Source organism: Priestia sp. JNUCC 25 (assembly GCF_053667915.1).
Map to the genome: position 1 here is coordinate 4,298,276 of NZ_CM132211.1, position 17,720 is coordinate 4,315,995.

A 17,720-nucleotide genomic window follows, 5' to 3' on the forward strand; every position below is an offset into this window, starting at 1 on the left:
CTTTCTACAAGCTCGACATCACTTCTAACATCGGAAGCATAACGGACATATACATAAGCAGAATGACAATTCCGATGAATAAGAATGTAAGCGGCTGTACATATTTTAAAATACGAAAAATAAACTGTTCCATTCTTTCCATCATAAATAGACTGTAATCATACAGTTCTTGAGAAAGCTCACCGTTCTGCTGACCATGCACAATAACTTGAGCCAAGTCTTTTTCATAATGAGATTTACCTGAAACGATATGATCTAATCGCATTCCTGAGGAAAGTTGATCTGTAAAAGCAAAAGCTTCCACTTGAAAAAACGGATGATGCTCTTGCTTTTGAAAAAGAGCAAAGCATTCATAAATAGATAAACCACCATTTAGTAAATTGCTCATATGAACAGAAAAAAAGTACGAGTTAAATAGCCGTGTGAACGTTCGGATAACGGGAACTCTCATAAAAAGCTGCATTTGAACTACTGGAGGCAATTTTTTAATATAAATCACATAAAACAAATAAAGAATGATTGGCATACTGATGACTGCAGGTAACACAAAAGGAAAGAACGACATCGCCTGCATAAATAAGAGAATAAACGAAGACTGCTTGTTTCCAAAGGATAAGTACAGAGCTTCAAACTGTGGAAGTAAAACCGTACTTAAAACAAATAAAATGGAAAGAATAAACAGCAGTAGCAATACGGGGTATTGAACAAGCTTTTGAAATTTTTTACGATGCCTTACTTTTTCTTCAATCATTGAGCTGCTTTCTTTTAAAGCAAATTGAAGGTTTCCATGCTGTTCCGCAAAATATAAATAGCTTAAAATATCGCGGTGAAACTGAAGTTTAACAAAAGCATCGTGCAAAGATTCTCCTCGTTTTAACTGCTCAAGACATTTTTCAATATCCGTTTTTTCTTTGTTAGATACTTGAAACGTCAAAAACGAAAGAGCTTGAGAAAGAGTGTAGCCTTTTTCCAAAAGCTTAGAGACCTGCTTAAGAATTTTTGCTTGCTGAGCAAGAGACCACCTTTTTTGTCTATTTGTCTTTACCCCCATCCGTCTAGCGAATGCGGATATAAATAGCCTAGCGCGATTCCTTTTAGAATCACATCTCGGAGCGTCTTATAATCATAATCCGCATTTTCTCCTTTCACTTCTCTCATCACTGGACTAAGCTCCTTGCCATAAAGCAATTCGTATATGCTGGACTGACGATGCTTTCTCATTTTTTTACAAGCGGGGTGGCATTTTCCGGAACACAGCGGACAGCGAATTTCTACAAGGCGCTGTGCAGCTACTGCTACAAGAGTCTGTTCCATTTCTTGAAAGCTAACCCCAAATTCAAGCAGCCTGTACAAAGATCCTTTTGTATCTTTAGTATGCATCGTTGTCAAAACCAAGTGTCCGGTAAGCGCTGCTCTCACAGCAATTTTGGCAGTCTCACTATCTCTTATTTCTCCCACCATGATAATGTCTGGGTCATGGCGCAATATAGCTTTTAAACCAGTCGTGTACGTAATCCCCGCCCGTTCATTTACCTGTACTTGAAGCACGGTTTCACTCGGTTTTTCAATAGGATCTTCTAGTGTAATAACATTTCGATTAAAAAGGTGCTTTACTTCGTGTAAAAGAGTATATAGAGTAGTGGTTTTACCTGACCCTGTAGGACCGGTAAAAATAATTAATCCATGAGAGAATTTCAAGAGAGAAATAAGCTTTTTAGTGTGTTCAGGAAAAAGAGATAAATGTTTGAGAGATGTAGATTGTTGATGAGGCAAAAGCCGAATAACAAGACTTTCATCATGAGAAGTAGGAAGGGTTGATAAACGCAAATTTACTTGATAGTGATCAATGGAAGTGGTCAATGCACCATTTTGAGGTTTTCTGCGCTCGCCAATATCCATTCCCCCTAAAAATTTAAAATGCGAAATGAGCCGTTCAGACATTTCCTTTGAAATAACCCTCTTTAAAATAAGCTCCTGGTCAATTCGCAGCTGAATCACAGCATCTTTCTTTCGGGGCACAATATGCACATCAGAACTTCGGCACTCACATGCATCTCGTATAATGTACGTTGCAAACTGTTCAATTTCGGTCAAGCGATCATCACTCCTTTATTTGTAATAAAGATGATTAGTAAAACATCTAGAAACAGTAATTTCGACCTTTTTCGAGATTTTCCTCCTTCTTTTTTCATTTTTTATAATTTTTTCAGTATACGCTTCTTTTCTTCGCTTCAGCCCTTGTACACGATGTACAACTTCTGTACACCTCTAAACGACTACATAAAAAAGACAACGTGATGTAAAACTCTACGCTGTCGTTTTATTCGTTATTTACTGAATTGAACTTCTTCATCATGTACGCTTACACAACTAGAGAAGCAAGACTTGTTTTTTTCTTGACTAAATTTTTAAGAGCAGATTCGTTATAGCCTACTACAAGCTTTTTGCCATCTGTTAAAATTGGTCGGCGAAGCAAACGAGGATGTTCAATTAATAGATTGACCACTTCTGATAGTGTCATGCTATCCACATCAACATTTAACTTTTTATATTCTTGACTTCTTTTAGCAAGAAGTTCATCCATCCCTTCTGTTGTCATAGAAAGAAGTTCAAGCATTTCTTTATGAGTAGGTGTTTCTCTAAATAAATGACGCTCTTTAAAATTCACATCTTCCTTCACTAGCCATTTTTTCGTTTTACGACAAGATGTACAGCTCGGGTACGTATAAAATTTAATTTCTTCCATATGAAACCCTCCCGTTTTTTAGTTATAGATTGTTTATATACATTGTACACGTTTTGTATAACTTTTGTATAGTATTTTGCACATGTTTTGTATAACTTTTTTTCTTCTGTCGTATTTCAAGGAAAAGATAGCGTTTTCAGGAAAGAAAGGATGTATTATAATGGAAAAGTATCGATATAGTTTCATAAGTGCTTTCTAGTGCTTACACAGCGATGACATTCATCATGACACTAACTAAGTTTGATAAAGGAGGAAATGGACGTGGAACGAATGTACCGTGTAATGGGGTTCTGGACAGCAATTTTCACTGTAATGTTTTACCTCGGTCACATGCATAAGACTTCTTTACTCTTTTTAGCTCAAACAGGCTTTTTTGTAATTCTTAGTTATTTAAAGCTGTCTGAAAGAATGTACATTTACGTTTTCGGAGCATATTTGACCGTCTTTTTTGTGGGGTTCACGTACTGGTCAACTTTTATGATGACACCAGGACAGTAAAGAGAAAAGCGATGGGCTTCCATCGCTTTTTGTATTCTTAAAAACCATTTAGGAAAGGATTTTGATCCATTTCGTGTCCCACAGTTGTTTCAGGTCCGTGACCGCTTAGCACAAGCGTATCTTCTGGAAGGGACAGCAATTTCGATTCGATGCTTTCTAACAGCTGAGCTTGATTGCCTCCAGGTAAATCTGTGCGTCCAATGCCGCCTGCAAAAAGCGCGTCACCAGATACTACAAAGTTACCCGATTTGAAATAATATGAAACGCTGCCAGGAGAATGGCCAGGCGTTTCGTACACCTCAAATTGGAATGAGCCAATTGTTAAATTGCCTTCGACTGAAATAATATCGGTTGCATCTGGAGCCGTAATTTCTCCTAAATCAAAAAATTTCGAACCGTTTAAATCACTATTATGAAGCCATTCTTTTTCATTTTTATGTACATAAAGCGGGATAGAGTAGTGATTCATCACTTCATCTACTCCTCCAATGTGATCAAAATGAGCGTGTGTCAGCAAAATAGCCAACGGTTTATACGTTTGTTTTTCTAGAAATTCAACGAGCTGTTTTCCCTGAGCTCCCGGGTCAAAAACTAAACACTCTTTTTTTTCGTTAGCAACGACATAACAATTCGTTTGAATAGGTCCTAGCGGTATACGATGATAGTTCATAATGTATCCTCCTTGTAAAATTTATTTCCGTTATATGCATTATCATACACACATCATCTTATAAATGAAAGTAAGGACCTTTCTAAGCTAATAAGGCGAAAGAAAGATTGGTTTTCATCTCGACAAACGGTTAGAAAAGTTTTACAATTAAAGGGATAAGCTAATGATAGCGCTTTAATTTTAAGTTGCCTAAAGGAGGTTTCTTCGAGTGGGTCTTATGATTATTTTTGCACTAACAACATTGCTAGGCGTATTTGCAGCTATTTCATCTTTTAGAAATAAAAACATATTAGGCATTGGTTTTTCGGTACTAACATTCGGTGTGTTCGGATGGTTTACCGTGATGACCATTATACATCACGGTTATCCGGCGGTACATCATTAAAAAAGCCACGCAAAGCATATGCTTTGCGTGGCTTTTCAAATAGATAGATATTCCATTGCCGCAACTAAAATAGCTTTGGTCGGATTATATACGCGTGATATTTGAGATAGAGGCAGCGGATTAATTCCTTTCCCCAGTTCTAAGGTGAACCCTAGCTTTTTCTTTTCTAAGATAAACCAATCCTTAAATCCAGCGTGACTATCAATCGTTTTGACTGCTTTATAACCGCTTACCCTTTCAAAATAACTGGCTATTTCCTCCGCTTCCGTCGGCTCTTCATTCATATACCCCCAGTAAAATTCTTCTCCTTGGGTATGTAAAGCAATCACACAATCAAAATTATGACGCTCAACGAGTTTTACCATTGCCTGCGCTTCAGGTTCAGACAGAGATTCATAACCTGGAAAGTCCCGATAATGCGGAGCTTTAGGTTCTTTGCGCTTTTTTTCAATTTCCCAATAAGCCGGAAACTGATTGTTTAAGTCTACCCCTCGGATATTTGCTTTCCAGCTTTGAAAATCAGGAAAATCTCTTCCTATTTTAGAAAGAAAAGACGCATAAGGTTCACTTACAGCAGGACCTTTTAAGACCAGATCTACTCCGTCTGGATTAACAATTGGAACCGCAGAAAGCGTAATTTGATTAAAAAGAGCTCTTGCTTCCTGCCCGTTCAACGCCTGGTCGTAATGAAGAGCAGCTAAATAATCTTCAACAAACTTTAGAAGAACATTTGTCGTAATCCATTCATTGGCATGAAAAGACGCATTAATATGAACCTTTCTTTCTCCGTTTCCAATTAAAATATGAGGAATCGGCTTTCCAAGCACGCTGCACCCTATCCATTCAAGAGAACCATAGGGGTAGTACGTCAAAAGTGTTTGGATATCTTGTATTGTTCGTGTGTAATCGTAGGGCTTTTGGATATCTACAATTTGCATAATCTTCACTCCTTTACACTATGTATATGTAAAGATTGAAAAGATGCATGATAAAAAAGCGCTTTGACTAAATGTCAAAGCGCTTTTTTATCTCAGTTAGATTCTTGCTTATTATTCAAAATAAGATTTAACTAACCAAGCTCCTCCAATAATTCCCGCATCGTTTCCTAAAGTAGCGATTGCTAGTTCAGCACCTTGCGCTACGCGAGGAAATGCAAAACGTTTGAAATAATCTCTTACCGGTGCAAGTAATACCTCGCCTGCACGAGACACACCGCCGCCTAGAACGATCTTCTCAGGGTTTAATGCATTAGCAGAGTTTGCTAGTGCTAGACCTAAATGAAAGGCAACTTTATCTACAACATGCATAGCTAACTCGTCTTTTGAACGAGCTGCATCAAATACATCTTTAGATGTAACTTGTCCATTTTGTTCTAACACTGTGCGAAGCTCACTTGGTTTGTCCGTTTCCGTTAACTCTTCCATTGTTAAACGTACAATTCCAGTTGCTGAAGCAATTGTTTCTAAACAGCCGGTTTTGCCGCAGTTACACGGTGCCCCGCCTTCAGGAATAGAAGTAATGTGCCCGATCTCACCAGCGGCTCCATTTACGCCTTGTACAATTTCACCGTTTGCAATGACGCCACCGCCAACGCCTGTGCCAAGCGTAACGCAAAGTAAATCTTTTGCTCCGTCTCCAGCACCCTTCCACATTTCTCCAATTGCTGCAATATTTGCATCATTGTCTACTACAACAGGAAGAGAAGTTTCTACTTCCAAAATATCTTTGATAGGGAATTTTTCCCAACCTAAATTGACAGCTACTTCAATCGAACCGTTTGCAAAGTTGACAGGCCCCGGTGCACCAATACCAATTCCTACTAACCTTGATTTTACTTCTCCAAGATCGTTTAACTTTTTATCAATTGCTTTTGCAATATCTGTTGGAATTTTACGGCCTTGCTCGCTCACATCCGTATTGATTTCCCACTTGTGAATGATTTCTCCATAATGATTAATAAAGGCCATTTTTATTGTTGTACCGCCTAAATCAACTCCAACTAACCATTTGTCATCCATGTTCATTCATCCTTTTTCTCTTTTTGTTGTTTTAACTCTCGACGAAGCAAAAGAATTGCCATTTGGTAATCACGTACATCAATCAAGTTAGACTGATATAACTCTTTTACTTCCGCTTCCATCAGCTCTAAATCAGCAATACGATCGCCCACGTATATAAAAATGCCGAAGGACTTTAATAATTGTTGTACATCATATAACGTATTCATTCTGTCACCTTTATCCTATTTTCTAGGTGATATGATTCATTTATTTTGAGATAACTCAACAGTCATTCAGTCATAAACAGCGGCCGTATTTAACGCCCACTGCTAGGTCTACATATTAATATTCTAGTAAACGTTCTCACAATAGTAAAGTATAAAATATTAAATTCGTCATTCAACAGTTTTAATTTCCTAGCTCTCGCTTCAGCTTTTCGTATTTTTCATTTTGCGGTTCAAGCGCAATTGCTTTATCGATATTTTGTGTGGCCGCTGGAATATCATTCAGTTTCATATTCACCAGAGCTAACTCGTAATACGCCTCATGAAAAGTTGAATCATACTTTACAGCCTGATTCAATTGCTGTTTAGCTTCTTTATAATTTTCAAGATAAAATTCTGCGCTAGCACTGACGAAATACACGTTACTATTTCCTGTTCCTTTTTCAACAAAAAGCTTAATGGCATCTTTTGCTTCTTCATACTGCTTCTGCTGAAGATACGTAGCAGCTACGCTGAGTGCATAGGGCTCATCTTGATAAACAGAACGCTCATGATATCCATAAAAAAGCAGACTTCCTACTAATAAAAGCGTGCAAATGAAAGCCGGAATCTGAATATACAGCTTTTTTTGTTTCGGTAAACTGACGATGCTCGCAGCTAAAAATCCGCCAACCAAACCGCCAATATGCCCTGCATTATCGACGTTCGGCGCAACAAATCCAAAAATCAAGTTAATCACAATGATTACAATGAAACTCGATCCCATTGTTCGAAAAAAGAAGCGTGGATTTGTTCTTGCTAAAAACAGTAAAGCTCCAAAGCAACCGAAAATGGCCCCTGAGGCTCCTGCGGAAATGGACGTATTCCATATAAAACTTCCTAGAGATCCTGCAAACCCGGCAAATATATAAATAAAGACAAAACGCCCGCTGCCATATATCCTCTCTACAAGCGTTCCTAAATAATACAGGGCTACACTATTCATAAGCAAATGCAGGAGTCCTATATGCAAAATTATAGGTGTAAAAAAACGCCACCATTCGCCTTCCATAATTAAGGGGTTGTATTTAGCTCCGTATTGAATCAGAGTGAGCGTATTTTGTGTACTGCTCTTCCACTCCAGAAATAGAAACATTAAGATTTGCAGCGCTAAAAATATATATGTAAAAATAGGCTTCCCGTATCCAGCTATTTGCTGTTCTTCGCTTTGTTTTTTCTGTACAAAAAGCACAATTTTATGTTTCCACTGCTCTATTCGCTGTGCTTCTTCTTCGGAAGAGCAATTGTCTGCGCTTTCTAATGTAAGACCCAGCCGTTCGAATAGAGGTTCATAAGCGCTTGCTTTCTCTGCCGTTAGTTGTTCAACGTAACTATTCACTTTAGAGGGACTTGGCGCACTTTCTAAGGACTGCTCTGTATAAAAAGGATCAAAATCAGCAAAGTAAATCGTGTTAAGAGTAAGCGTTGATTTACCTCTCTGCTTTCGCACATTCTCAGCTCTTTGTAATGCATACAATACATCTTTTTGCTGCTCAACGGCTGATTTAAAATTCCGGCGGACTATACGGACGATTGACTTATCTTTACGATGCGAAGACTGAAACCATAGCTCTGAAGCATCAGCTTTCATCGAAATCAGCTCGTATGAAGAATGGCCAAGCAATTGCTGTGCCAGCTGCAAATAATAAAAATCTTGCCTAGACAAATAGTCACCTCCTCACACTCTCTATATGTAAAGATGGCAGAAAGCCAGGAAAAAAGCAACGATTTTCCCTTTTTCTTTTTCTACAAAAAAACACCTTACAAGTCTGTAAGGTGTTTTTTATGTATCTTTCGCTCTTAGCGGAAGACCTGCTTCATTAAACGATCCCGAACAAACGGCAAATTAAAAAATGAACGAACAGCTAGACTGCGGATAAATGAATTTCCAAACAGCGAATTTAAAACACGGTATCTCATTTGATAGCCCAGCGTTCCAACAACTAAAAGCGTAAGTACTAATACAATATGTCTCATTTTCAAGCCTCCTTACGTTTACTTTGCTCCTATGACGAACATTTTATGCTCTTATATAGGTAAAAGCAGGATAAGGATTCCGCCTGTAAAAGCAGCAAGCAAAATAGCGGCAAGATTCACAACATCATTGTTAAAGAAAGTTATTCCTTTCTCTTTTATCGTTGGCTTACGGCAATGGTCTTTCCGTTCCGTTTCAATACCGCAGCTTTGACAGCGAAAGCGAACTTGCACACTTGCCCCAAGAAGAGTGTCTATAGCGTTTCCAATAAAACCAAAGCACCCGACTAGCAATATACTACTCAGCGATACGGATGGAAAAGCAAAATAACAAGCGGCAGCGATAAGAAAAGCTCCGGCTGCTCCGGCTGCTGTACCTAAAAGTGAAACGGCTCCTGAGGTACCCGCTTCTACTCTCTTTAATGTCCAAAGGTAAAACGGCGGCTTCTTACTAAGAGACCCTATTTCAGATGCCCATGTGTCCGCATTAGCAGCTGAGATACTGATCATAAACATCCACATGTAAACAGGAAAAGCTGTTGCTGCATATAACAAACCGCAAGCAGCAGCTACACCTCCATTAGCAAGGACTTGAATATAATCTCGTCTGTCGTGCTTCTCTAGCTTTTCTTCTAATGCGCGTTTTTTTTCTTTTTTGTACTTACTACACAACGTAGAAGTGCTAAAAAATAAGAGTAAGAGTAAAAAACCTTGAAGCGAAAAACCGATATAAACGCTCGCTCCTACGAGAAAAGACATGCAGGCTCCCGATACTGTCAGTGCTTTTGCTATGTAGCCTGCTCCTGCCATGAGTAATATTACAATTATCATGACAGCATCAAACGGATTCACAGCAAATAAGCTCCTTCTCTGTCAAAATATATTCAACGGGAATATCATGAGATTCATGGGGGACCTCTGAAACGACTTGACAATCAAACGCAAGGCTTAGCTTCTGTCCGGTATAATCTGTTAGATAACGATCGTAATAGCCGCCTCCATAGCCGATACGATATCCATTTTTGCTATATACCACGCCAGGCACAAGGAGTAAATCAATTGAAGATTTTGAAACGGGAACAGTTTCTTCAACAATTGGCTCCGCTAACCCGTAGTACACTGTTTCAAGCTGTGAAAAATTCGTAATCTCGTAGAAAACCATTTGAGATGTTGTGGGGTTGCATTTTGGAACAGCTACTTTCTTTCCATCTTTCCAAGCACGTTCAATGATGGCTTTCGTATTAACTTCTTTATTTCTTGAAACCGTAGCTGCAATGACTCTAGCTTCTTTCCATAAACAAGTTTCATACAGTGCATTTGCTATGCTTGTTGAATGTGCCTCGTGCTGCTCTTCAGAAATTAAATTAAGAACGCGCTTCATCTCTTTGCGCAGATGAGATTTCATTTTAATTCCCCCTATAAAAAAAACAGCAGGATTGTACTCCTACTGCTTACTTTGTTTCACGATGAAGTGTAACTTTTTTAAGTCTTGGGCTGTATTTTTTTAACTCAAGACGATCTGGGTTATTACGCTTGTTTTTAGTTGTAATGTAATTACGGTCACCAGTTTCAGTGCAAGCTAATGTAACGTTTACGCGCATCTATTTTCCCTCCAAACATTATAAACATAAATCAGACTTTAATATAATATCATTTTTCGAAAGGAAATGCCAGTCTGTTTTTTTGAAGAAAGTCATTTAATTTCATTTCTTCACTTTTTCTTTCCTCTTAGAGCCCTGAGCTCCTTCTCTGCTACGCCTTATATATAGATGAAGTTTCTTGAAATAAGCGGAACTCTTTTTATGAGAGGTGTACTTCCTTTCTTTTAAATAAAAGCCATTATTTACACTCTTTGATACTCTTGTATTTTTTCTACAAAATATGCCGACAGCTTCTTGGCAGTCTGAGTGTTTAACGCCTCTGAATAAATATTTAATACAGGCAAGTGACCATCGGGCAAAATAAGCGTCCATTCATGGGGATCATGGTAAATTTTTAAGCCATCAATGACATACACTTGTTTACCGATTGCTTCTTCTAATAGTTTCTTCATCACTTGTTCTTGAATTTCTAGCGGACATGAAATATACCGCCAGTTCATATAAGCGTGCGGGACATATTGAATCATTTCAGAAATTTTCCGCTGTTGCACCATAATTAATTCGATCAGCTGACATAAAGCGTACATGGCATCTAACTGAAATTGAACGGGCCCCAAAAGACTAAGCAAATCACGTTTTTTTGCTTTTGTCCTCATAAATGATTGATTGAGAGATTGAGCAAATGTTTCTAGTGTGGATGAATAGTGTATAGGAATAGGAACGAATGCTACTTTTTTTGTCATGTATACGCTATAAATATAAAGCGACATAATTTCTGAGTCATTTACGCTGCAGCCTTTTTCATCATATAGAGCAAATGTTTCTCCATCTTCTTTAATCTGAATACAAAAAGACAGCTTATTTCGTTTAATTATTCGTTTGATTTCTTCTGTTTTCTCCCATTTGTTTAAAAATAAAACGTGGACACGAAGACGCTTACATAATAATTCGACAACTTCCTGTATAAACGGCGAACAAATCACGCCAATCCTCGTACTGTCTTCTAATAAAATATGCTGATTAATTGATTTTACTAAAGCATCGCAATATTCTTCCCTGATATTTCCTATGCTTGTTTCTTTAAGTGAAACAGAAGTTGTTATGTTTGCTTTTTTAGCTTGAAGGTACATCCGCTCAATCTTTTTTTCAATAAGCTGATTAACTAATTGCCCTTTCTTATCATATATTTCTAAAAAGAGGCCGCTGTTTTTGCTATCCACACCAATATAAATACCAATGCTCGCTTGTGAAGTCATCATGTAATATCGAAATACCGGAAGAGCTTCTTTTTTAATATCATACACAGCTGAATGATTACTCCGTAAAAAAGAAAAGCATTCTTTGCGAAGTTGAATGGCTTCTCCTTCATCATCGCTTGCTAGACAGAACGACCCTTGGTGTTTGCATACAAGTAATAACGCATTGTATAGTCTTTCTCGATCAACAGATGAATGTACATACAGGCGACCGTTTTTGAAGATAGAAACATCTGGTTTTACAGAAAGTTGAGGTAGCACTTGATTTTCAGCTACTGTATCTTGGACATACGTAGTCATTGCTTGAACATTTACATAGGGACCTATCGTAGCGTTGTATAAAAACGATTCTGCCCCCACCGTTACGTTTTGAAGCAAAATCGTTTTATCGACTGCAGCATGTGCTTCTATGATACTATTGGTTCCGATAATCGTGTAAGGACCAATTGAAGCACCTTTTCTAATCACCACATTTTCTCCTACGTAAACCGGATCGTAAATAGTCACCCCTTCTTCTATAAGCGCGTCATCTGAGACAATACTTTCCTGTCTATTGCCAAACCACTTCCTCCACAAATCATAGTGTGCTTGACGATAATGGTGGATTTGCCCAATATCAATCCAATAATCTTCCGTTACAAAACTGCACACAGTATGATTATATTCCAAAAGAAGCGGGATAATGTCAAAGCTAAAATCTGTAGGACCATAAGAATTCACGTAATCAAGAACGGATTTTTTGATCACATACACTCCCGTATTAATCAATCGGCTATTGGCCTGTTCGTAGGTCGGTTTCTCTACAAATCCCGTGACTCGATGCCCTTCATCTATCGTCACCACTCCATAACCCCGCACGTCGTTTACTTCTTTTGTAACAATGGTCATTTCGCTTTTTTGTTCATAATGAAAATGAATAACGTCTTGAAGATTAATTTCTGTTAAGGCATCTCCACTAATAATAATACAGTCTTCCTCAATAAAGGCCTCTGCTCGCTTAATTCCGCCCGCTGTTCCAAGAGGCTCTTTTTCGATAAAATAAGTAAGCGTCACTCCCCACTGAGAGCCATCCCCAAAGTATTCAATAATTTGTTCATGCCTATACTGCAGCGTAATCCCAATCTCTGTAATTCCATGTTTCTTAAGCAGTTCAATGCTATATTCCATCACAGGTTTATCGTAAAGCGGCAGCATAGGCTTTGGAATCGTATAGGTCAAGGGCTGCAGTCTTGTTCCTTTACCGCCAGCAAGTATAATGGCTTTCAATTTTTTGCCTCCCTCCTTTTTTTATCCTGGCAAATGTGATGTTGAAACAGCTTACTTGTATCAATAGCGATTTTTTCCCAGCTAAACATAGTTGTTGCTTTTCTATACCCATTTTCGCTGATTTTCGCAGCCGTTTTTTCATTTTTTAACAAAAATTCAATACAGTTGATTAATTCGAGCGTATCTCCTCGGGCAAACGTCAGGCCCGTGTCGAAATGTGAAACAATATCACTTAGACCTCCTGTATCGGCAACGATAGTTGGCTTCTTGGCTACCATCCCCTCTAAAGCCACAATTCCAAAAGGTTCATATAGACTTGGAAAAACAACCATTTTGCAAGCTTGAAGAAGCTGATTTCGTTCGTTATCGGTAATGTATCCAATAAAATACACGTATTTGTCTAATTGCTTTTCACTTACCTGTGTTCGAAACTCATGAAGTAAAGGCCCTTTTCCTGCCACAACGAATTGAACATCTATTTGTTTTTTCTTAAATAGTTCCGCTGCTTCAATAAATAGCTGAAATCCTTTTTCATATACAATTCGTCCAATTGAAAAAATAATAGGGGCCTTTCTAAAATTATATTTCTTTTGTAAACTTTCTTTTAACCGCTCATTTACTGCGTCGACTACCAGCTGCTTGTCAATTCCATTTGGAAATATAGCAATTTTATCTTGCTCTACGTGAAATAAAGTGATTAATTCTTTCTTCATATAGTCGCTGCAGACAATGATTGAGCTTGATTGTCGAATCAGCTCCTCTTCTTGCAAGTGAATTTTCTGCTGCATGTCATTATGAATACCATTATTGCGCCCATGTTCTGTTGCATGAATGGTCGTAATTAGCGGTCTATCCGTTTTATCTGCTAAACATTTTGCAGCGGATGCAACAAGCCAGTCATGGGCATGAATAACGTCAAAAGACAGCTTGTAGCCTAACTGCAGTCCTCTAAGAGCCATAGCCACGTTCAAACTGTTTACCCATGTCAAAAAATCCGGATGATGAGGCTGCAGGCTTTTAACTCGGTAAACGTGAACACCGTATAAACGCTCATATTCCGGCAGCCCCTCTACATACGTTGTTAATACACTAACATGATGGCCCGCCTTTGCTAACGCTCTGGATAAATCAAATACATGTCGTGCAAGTCCTCCGATAACTAGAGGAGGGAATTCCCATGCAAGCATTAAAATGGAGAGACCGCCTTTATATTGATTTACTGATAAAGCCGCCGGCTCTATCTCTTTTGTAGGGTATAAAAAAGAACTTCCTGAAAGAAAACTGTTTTCGCTATCCATCCTTGGATTCTCTTCGTGACAAAGAAAATCAAATAGTTTTACTTGCCTTTCGTATTCATCTCTGACTTTTTCAAAATTATAAAGCCAATCGCTGCTACTTAAAAGGAGCCACTGTCGGTAGATAGCATTCACCACGCTAGGATGTTTAGAATCGATAAAATCTAGCATCGCCTCTGACTTCTGTACGGTTGAAATAAACAATTGATTGTTCTCACTAACAAATTCAGCGCTTTTTGTTGCACCGTAGAGTGCAAGAGTTTCGTTTTGATGAAACTCTATATCCCTCGCGTAATCTAAAGGATATTGAAATGTACCGCTTGCTGCTTGTATTCGCTGAAAGCCAAGCGTGTCCTTAGCCTTCAAATCCAAAACAGCGCTCGCTTTATTCATTGTTCCTTCCTCAACTTGTTTTCCTTGCTTAGGATATGGAAACAAGATAATGCCAGCAGGCGACTTTTTTAGTTCATCTGTTGATGACTTCACAAAGGTATAGCGCATTTCATGAGATTTTAGGAGCATATCTACTTGATGAGTATACTCTCCTTGCTGTATAAAAAAACCGACGGGCTTTTTTTCAAAAAACTGTTGAAAAACACGTATTGCTTCTGTAATTTGGAGATTTAATGTTTGTTCGGTTTTAAGGGTGGAAACGAACGCGTTCGTTACGGTAGTAGGAATACATTCCATCATGTCATGCTGAAAGAAATATTTGCAGGCTGAGAACAAGCTCCCGTTCCACTTTTTTAAAAAAGTGAGTGCTCTCTGATGCTGCCGGCTTGAAAACTGGTGTAAATATTGAGCGTAACGAGTGTTAAACTCCTCGTCGTTTAATGCGTTCAAAAACACACAAGACATCACAGCTGTTGCACCTATCAATTTCTTAGACTCAATTTGATCTAAAAAAGGGATGAACTCGTTCGTTACTTGTTCAAACAGCGGATACTCACTCTCTGTTTGAAGTACATGTAGCAACGGACAATGCATATAAGTTAAAAAAATACAGTCATCACTATTCATATTGCTTCTTCACCTGCTCCAAGTCATTTGAATATAAGGAATATGTGCTAAATTCATTTTGAACACCCTGGTGAACTTTTACAGGTTCGTACATCCAGCCTAACGAAGTTACATTCACTTGTTCATGTTGTTCTTTCATCAAATAAACTGGATTCGAACGAAGAAGGGAAAAAAAACTTCCTTCTTTATCTTGAATACCAATATCTATTACATACGTGCGCTCACTTTCCAAGCTGTTCATAAACATGAAGTCTTGCTTAGGAGTAAGACCCTTCATATAATAGCGGTGTGATTCATGGCCGTTAAAATGAAGACCTGTTATATCATACGTACACATAGCTAGATTCAATTCTTCCCACCGTGTCGAAAACATACTTTCTACCATCTCTCGAATATGCTCAGAAAACGACCAGTGAACATAAATACGAGATGAGTCAAGCTGAGTAGCTATACACACATTTAAGTTTTGAATAAGATTAGCAGCCACTGTTTTATCACTTCGTTTCTTAGAATGTTTTTTCTACATATAAATGCCGTATAAACTTATTAACATCTTACCATTCAGAAAAAGTTGCCACAATAAACGCAATTTGTCGATTTGTGTTAAAAATTCAGGTTAACATAGTAATTATAATTTACTAACAAAAAAACCTCTTCGCTTATTAGAAGAGGTTTTTCTACTATTCGTTTAAGTCGTAGCGTTTGCCTTTTACAAGGTAAAATACGCTTTCTGCTACGTTAGTGGTATGATCAGCCATACGCTCTAAATAGCGGGCTACAAATAAAAGCTGCGTAATTTGGTTCATAGCCTCCTGCTTTTCTTTAGCAAGACTTAAAAGTTCTTTGATTGTTATTCCGTAAAGTTCATCCACTTGATCGTCCATTTCCGCTACTTTTTTAGCCAGCACAAGATCTTCCTCGTGATAAGCTTTTAACGAAAGGCTCAACATTTCAATCGAAATATCGTGCATTTTCTTTACGTGTTCTAACGGCTTAATTAATTCTTCGTTTCCAATTCGTATAGCTGATTTTGCTACGTTAACCGCAAAATCTGCCATACGCTCAACATCCGAAGCAATTTTAATTGCCACAATGATACGTCTTAAATCGATAGCCACCGGCTGCTGCTTTGCGATCAGTAAGATAGCTAGGTCATTAATTTCTTCTTCTAAGTCATCCACGTATGAATCGCCGTCGATAATTTCTAGCGCCAGCTCAACGTTGCTTGTTTGCAACGCTTCAATTGATTTTGATAGCGCCTCATGCGTTAAGCGCCCTATTTCTAATAATTTTTCACGTAATATCTTTAAATCACCATGAAACTTTTCGCGTACAACCACTCATCCCATCTCCTTGTATGTCTTAACCGAAACGACCTGTAATATAATCTTCTGTGCGTTTATCAGATGGCATTGAGAAGATTTTATCTGTTTCTGCGTACTCTACCACTTCTCCATTTAAGAAAAATGCTGTTTTATCTGAAATACGTGCCGCTTGCTGCATATTGTGGGTAACAATAATAATGCTGAAGTCTTTCTTTAATTCTTGTACTAACTCTTCTACTTTTAATGTTGAAATTGGATCGAGCGCAGAAGTAGGCTCATCCATTAAAATAACGTCAGGTTCAATTGCCAAGCAGCGCGCAATACAGATACGCTGCTGTTGTCCACCTGACAACCCATTTGCATTTTGATTCAAACGATCTTTAACTTCGTCCCAAATAGCTGCTCCTCGTAAACTTTTTTCAACAATTTCATCTAGTTTTTTCTTGTTGCGAACGCCATGAATTCTTGGACCGTACGCAATATTATCATAAATAGATTTCGGGAACGGATTTGGCTTTTGGAAAACCATTCCTACTTGCGTGCGCAGCTCTTCCACGTGGTACGATTTATCAAAAATATTTTTCCCTCTATACTCAATCTCACCTGATGTACGGACAATTGGAGTCATTTCTACCATACGATTTAACGTTTTAATATATGTTGATTTTCCGCAGCCTGATGGACCGATGATCGCGGTAACTTCGTTAGCATGAATGTCTAAATCAATATTTTTTAAGGCATGTGTGTTGCCATACCATAAATTCAAACCTTTTGTTTTATATACAATTTCTTTTGTTTGCGGAGTATTTACTTTTTCTTTGTTAGTCAATTCCATTGTTATTGCCATTGGATAATCCTCCTTCATCGTCTTTAACCGTTTTGAGCACAATAAAAGTCTCTCTATGTCTATTTAATATCTATTGTTTACTATCAGTGTAAATAAATACGAGAAGCCGAAACGCTTCCCCTTATTTTGATCATTTCTATTAATCCTTACACTTACAGAATAATAGCCGACTATTAATTGTGTTTTAACTCAATGTAAAGCTTTTGTAAACGAAGGTCTATCTGCGTGTTTTTTAGGTAAAAAACTAGTTCTTACGACCCTTAAATTCAATAAAAAACCATATATGTAAAGATTTTTAACAAAAAAAGAAGAGGTAGAGACATAACTAAATCAACTCAATCTAAAGATGGATAAATTAGATAAATAAGCCAGTATGAATTACTTCCGACACCACTGTTGATTTTCGTGCAAGACTTCGCTTTCCACGAACGGCCGGTGAGTCTCCTCGTCGCTTCGCTTTTCCTGCAGGAGTCTTCACCTTGCCCTCCAATCAACCGCTAAAAGCACCTACATACACGAAATCTACGTTCACCCTACAAATAAAAAATCCGAACAAAGTTGATTCTTAACCAAC

At 38.0% G+C, this 17,720-nt stretch carries 20 protein-coding genes; 2 read left to right on the forward strand and 18 right to left on the reverse strand.

The features are described 5' to 3' along the window. Window positions 1-4: 4 nt before the first annotated feature. The 3 genes from comGB to JNUCC25_RS22570 all read right to left on the reverse strand — a co-directional run bounded on the left by comGB (window position 5) and on the right by JNUCC25_RS22570 (window position 2,746). Window positions 5-1,051 (reverse strand): competence type IV pilus assembly protein ComGB, encoded by a 1,047-nt coding sequence (gene comGB, locus JNUCC25_RS22560; RefSeq protein ID WP_013059176.1) that lies wholly within the window; start codon window positions 1,049-1,051, stop codon window positions 5-7. Beyond that, window positions 1,042-2,094 carry a competence type IV pilus ATPase ComGA gene (gene comGA / locus JNUCC25_RS22565; protein WP_454222492.1) on the reverse strand — a complete coding sequence of 351 codons (1,053 nt, stop codon included), beginning with the start codon at window positions 2,092-2,094 and terminating at the stop codon, window positions 1,042-1,044. The genes comGB and comGA overlap by 10 nt, the downstream gene beginning before the upstream one ends. 268 nt (window positions 2,095-2,362) lie before the next feature. Further along, window positions 2,363-2,746: a Spx/MgsR family RNA polymerase-binding regulatory protein gene (locus JNUCC25_RS22570; protein WP_013059178.1), complete on the reverse strand. Its 384-nt coding sequence runs from the start codon at window positions 2,744-2,746 to the stop codon at window positions 2,363-2,365. A 261-nt stretch (window positions 2,747-3,007) separates the two neighbouring features. Here JNUCC25_RS22570 and JNUCC25_RS22575 point away from each other — a divergent pair, with 261 nt between their 5' ends. Beyond that, window positions 3,008-3,244, forward strand: coding sequence for a DUF2626 domain-containing protein (locus JNUCC25_RS22575; RefSeq protein WP_013059179.1), 237 nt, complete (start codon window positions 3,008-3,010; stop codon window positions 3,242-3,244). A 37-nt stretch (window positions 3,245-3,281) separates the two neighbouring features. Here the strand turns inward: JNUCC25_RS22575 and JNUCC25_RS22580 are convergent, their stop codons facing one another. Continuing rightward, entirely contained in the window at window positions 3,282-3,914 is a 633-nt protein-coding gene (locus JNUCC25_RS22580) for an MBL fold metallo-hydrolase (protein WP_014458225.1), read from the reverse strand. A gap of 208 nt (window positions 3,915-4,122) precedes the next feature. Between JNUCC25_RS22580 and JNUCC25_RS22585 the strand changes: the two genes are divergently transcribed. After that, window positions 4,123-4,299, forward strand: a complete 177-nt coding sequence (locus JNUCC25_RS22585) for a DUF2759 domain-containing protein (RefSeq protein ID WP_013059181.1) — start codon at window positions 4,123-4,125, stop codon at window positions 4,297-4,299. A 35-nt stretch (window positions 4,300-4,334) separates the two neighbouring features. Here the strand turns inward: JNUCC25_RS22585 and JNUCC25_RS22590 are convergent, their stop codons facing one another. The 14 genes from JNUCC25_RS22590 to JNUCC25_RS22655 all read right to left on the reverse strand — a co-directional run bounded on the left by JNUCC25_RS22590 (window position 4,335) and on the right by JNUCC25_RS22655 (window position 17,624). After that, window positions 4,335-5,237, reverse strand: coding sequence for a M14 family metallopeptidase (locus JNUCC25_RS22590; RefSeq protein ID WP_029320197.1), 903 nt, complete (start codon window positions 5,235-5,237; stop codon window positions 4,335-4,337). A 111-nt stretch (window positions 5,238-5,348) separates the two neighbouring features. Continuing rightward, complete coding sequence (locus JNUCC25_RS22595) at window positions 5,349-6,317, reverse strand: ROK family glucokinase (RefSeq protein ID WP_013059183.1); 969 nt, start codon at window positions 6,315-6,317, stop codon at window positions 5,349-5,351. 2 nt (window positions 6,318-6,319) lie between these two features. Next, window positions 6,320-6,526, reverse strand: coding sequence for a YqgQ family protein (locus JNUCC25_RS22600; RefSeq protein WP_013059184.1), 207 nt, complete (start codon window positions 6,524-6,526; stop codon window positions 6,320-6,322). A gap of 181 nt (window positions 6,527-6,707) precedes the next feature. After that, window positions 6,708-8,228 carry a rhomboid family protein gene (locus JNUCC25_RS22605; protein ID WP_064472131.1) on the reverse strand — a complete coding sequence of 507 codons (1,521 nt, stop codon included), beginning with the start codon at window positions 8,226-8,228 and terminating at the stop codon, window positions 6,708-6,710. A gap of 134 nt (window positions 8,229-8,362) precedes the next feature. After that, window positions 8,363-8,539: a hypothetical protein gene (locus tag JNUCC25_RS22610; RefSeq protein WP_013059186.1), complete on the reverse strand. Its 177-nt coding sequence runs from the start codon at window positions 8,537-8,539 to the stop codon at window positions 8,363-8,365. 51 nt (window positions 8,540-8,590) lie between these two features. Next, window positions 8,591-9,388: a DUF92 domain-containing protein gene (locus JNUCC25_RS22615; protein WP_013059187.1), complete on the reverse strand. Its 798-nt coding sequence runs from the start codon at window positions 9,386-9,388 to the stop codon at window positions 8,591-8,593. Then, entirely contained in the window at window positions 9,375-9,941 is a 567-nt protein-coding gene (locus tag JNUCC25_RS22620) for a 5-formyltetrahydrofolate cyclo-ligase (RefSeq protein ID WP_013059188.1), read from the reverse strand. The genes JNUCC25_RS22615 and JNUCC25_RS22620 overlap by 14 nt, the downstream gene beginning before the upstream one ends. Before the next feature lie 46 nt (window positions 9,942-9,987). Next, on the reverse strand, window positions 9,988-10,137 hold the full coding sequence (gene rpmG / locus JNUCC25_RS22625; RefSeq protein ID WP_013059189.1) for a 50S ribosomal protein L33: 150 nt from the start codon (window positions 10,135-10,137) through the stop codon (window positions 9,988-9,990). Between the two features lie 242 nt (window positions 10,138-10,379). Further along, the gene (locus JNUCC25_RS22630; RefSeq protein ID WP_025601553.1) at window positions 10,380-12,659 is read right to left on the reverse strand and encodes a sugar phosphate nucleotidyltransferase; all 2,280 of its coding nucleotides are present in this window, start codon (window positions 12,657-12,659) and stop codon (window positions 10,380-10,382) included. Further along, the gene (locus JNUCC25_RS22635; RefSeq protein WP_025601555.1) at window positions 12,656-14,974 is read right to left on the reverse strand and encodes a glycosyltransferase; all 2,319 of its coding nucleotides are present in this window, start codon (window positions 14,972-14,974) and stop codon (window positions 12,656-12,658) included. Before JNUCC25_RS22635 ends, JNUCC25_RS22630 begins: the two co-directional genes overlap by 4 nt. Further along, window positions 14,967-15,461, reverse strand: coding sequence for a DUF4912 domain-containing protein (locus JNUCC25_RS22640; protein WP_025601556.1), 495 nt, complete (start codon window positions 15,459-15,461; stop codon window positions 14,967-14,969). The genes JNUCC25_RS22635 and JNUCC25_RS22640 overlap by 8 nt, the downstream gene beginning before the upstream one ends. Before the next feature lie 193 nt (window positions 15,462-15,654). Then, on the reverse strand, window positions 15,655-16,314 hold the full coding sequence (gene phoU, locus JNUCC25_RS22645; protein ID WP_013059193.1) for a phosphate signaling complex protein PhoU: 660 nt from the start codon (window positions 16,312-16,314) through the stop codon (window positions 15,655-15,657). 22 nt (window positions 16,315-16,336) lie between these two features. Next, the gene (gene pstB, locus JNUCC25_RS22650) at window positions 16,337-17,134 is read right to left on the reverse strand and encodes a phosphate ABC transporter ATP-binding protein PstB (protein ID WP_370506071.1); all 798 of its coding nucleotides are present in this window, start codon (window positions 17,132-17,134) and stop codon (window positions 16,337-16,339) included. 367 nt (window positions 17,135-17,501) lie between these two features. Then, window positions 17,502-17,624, reverse strand: coding sequence for a hypothetical protein (locus JNUCC25_RS22655; RefSeq protein ID WP_013059195.1), 123 nt, complete (start codon window positions 17,622-17,624; stop codon window positions 17,502-17,504). Window positions 17,625-17,720: the final 96 nt, after the last annotated feature.

Coding starts and splice junctions, on each gene's coding strand:
- pstB (WP_370506071.1), bottom strand. CDS start 17,134: ATGGAATTGACTAACAAAGAAAAAGTAAATACTCCGCAAACAAAAGAA.
- comGB (WP_013059176.1), bottom strand. CDS start 1,051: ATGGGGGTAAAGACAAATAGACAAAAAAGGTGGTCTCTTGCTCAGCAA.
- JNUCC25_RS22595 (WP_013059183.1), bottom strand. CDS start 6,317: ATGGATGACAAATGGTTAGTTGGAGTTGATTTAGGCGGTACAACAATA.
- JNUCC25_RS22580 (WP_014458225.1), bottom strand. CDS start 3,914: ATGAACTATCATCGTATACCGCTAGGACCTATTCAAACGAATTGTTAT.
- JNUCC25_RS22610 (WP_013059186.1), bottom strand. CDS start 8,539: ATGAGACATATTGTATTAGTACTTACGCTTTTAGTTGTTGGAACGCTG.
- JNUCC25_RS22590 (WP_029320197.1), bottom strand. CDS start 5,237: ATGCAAATTGTAGATATCCAAAAGCCCTACGATTACACACGAACAATA.
- JNUCC25_RS22635 (WP_025601555.1), bottom strand. CDS start 14,974: ATGAATAGTGATGACTGTATTTTTTTAACTTATATGCATTGTCCGTTG.
- rpmG (WP_013059189.1), bottom strand. CDS start 10,137: ATGCGCGTAAACGTTACATTAGCTTGCACTGAAACTGGTGACCGTAAT.
- JNUCC25_RS22600 (WP_013059184.1), bottom strand. CDS start 6,526: ATGAATACGTTATATGATGTACAACAATTATTAAAGTCCTTCGGCATT.
- JNUCC25_RS22620 (WP_013059188.1), bottom strand. CDS start 9,941: ATGAAATCTCATCTGCGCAAAGAGATGAAGCGCGTTCTTAATTTAATT.
- JNUCC25_RS22570 (WP_013059178.1), bottom strand. CDS start 2,746: ATGGAAGAAATTAAATTTTATACGTACCCGAGCTGTACATCTTGTCGT.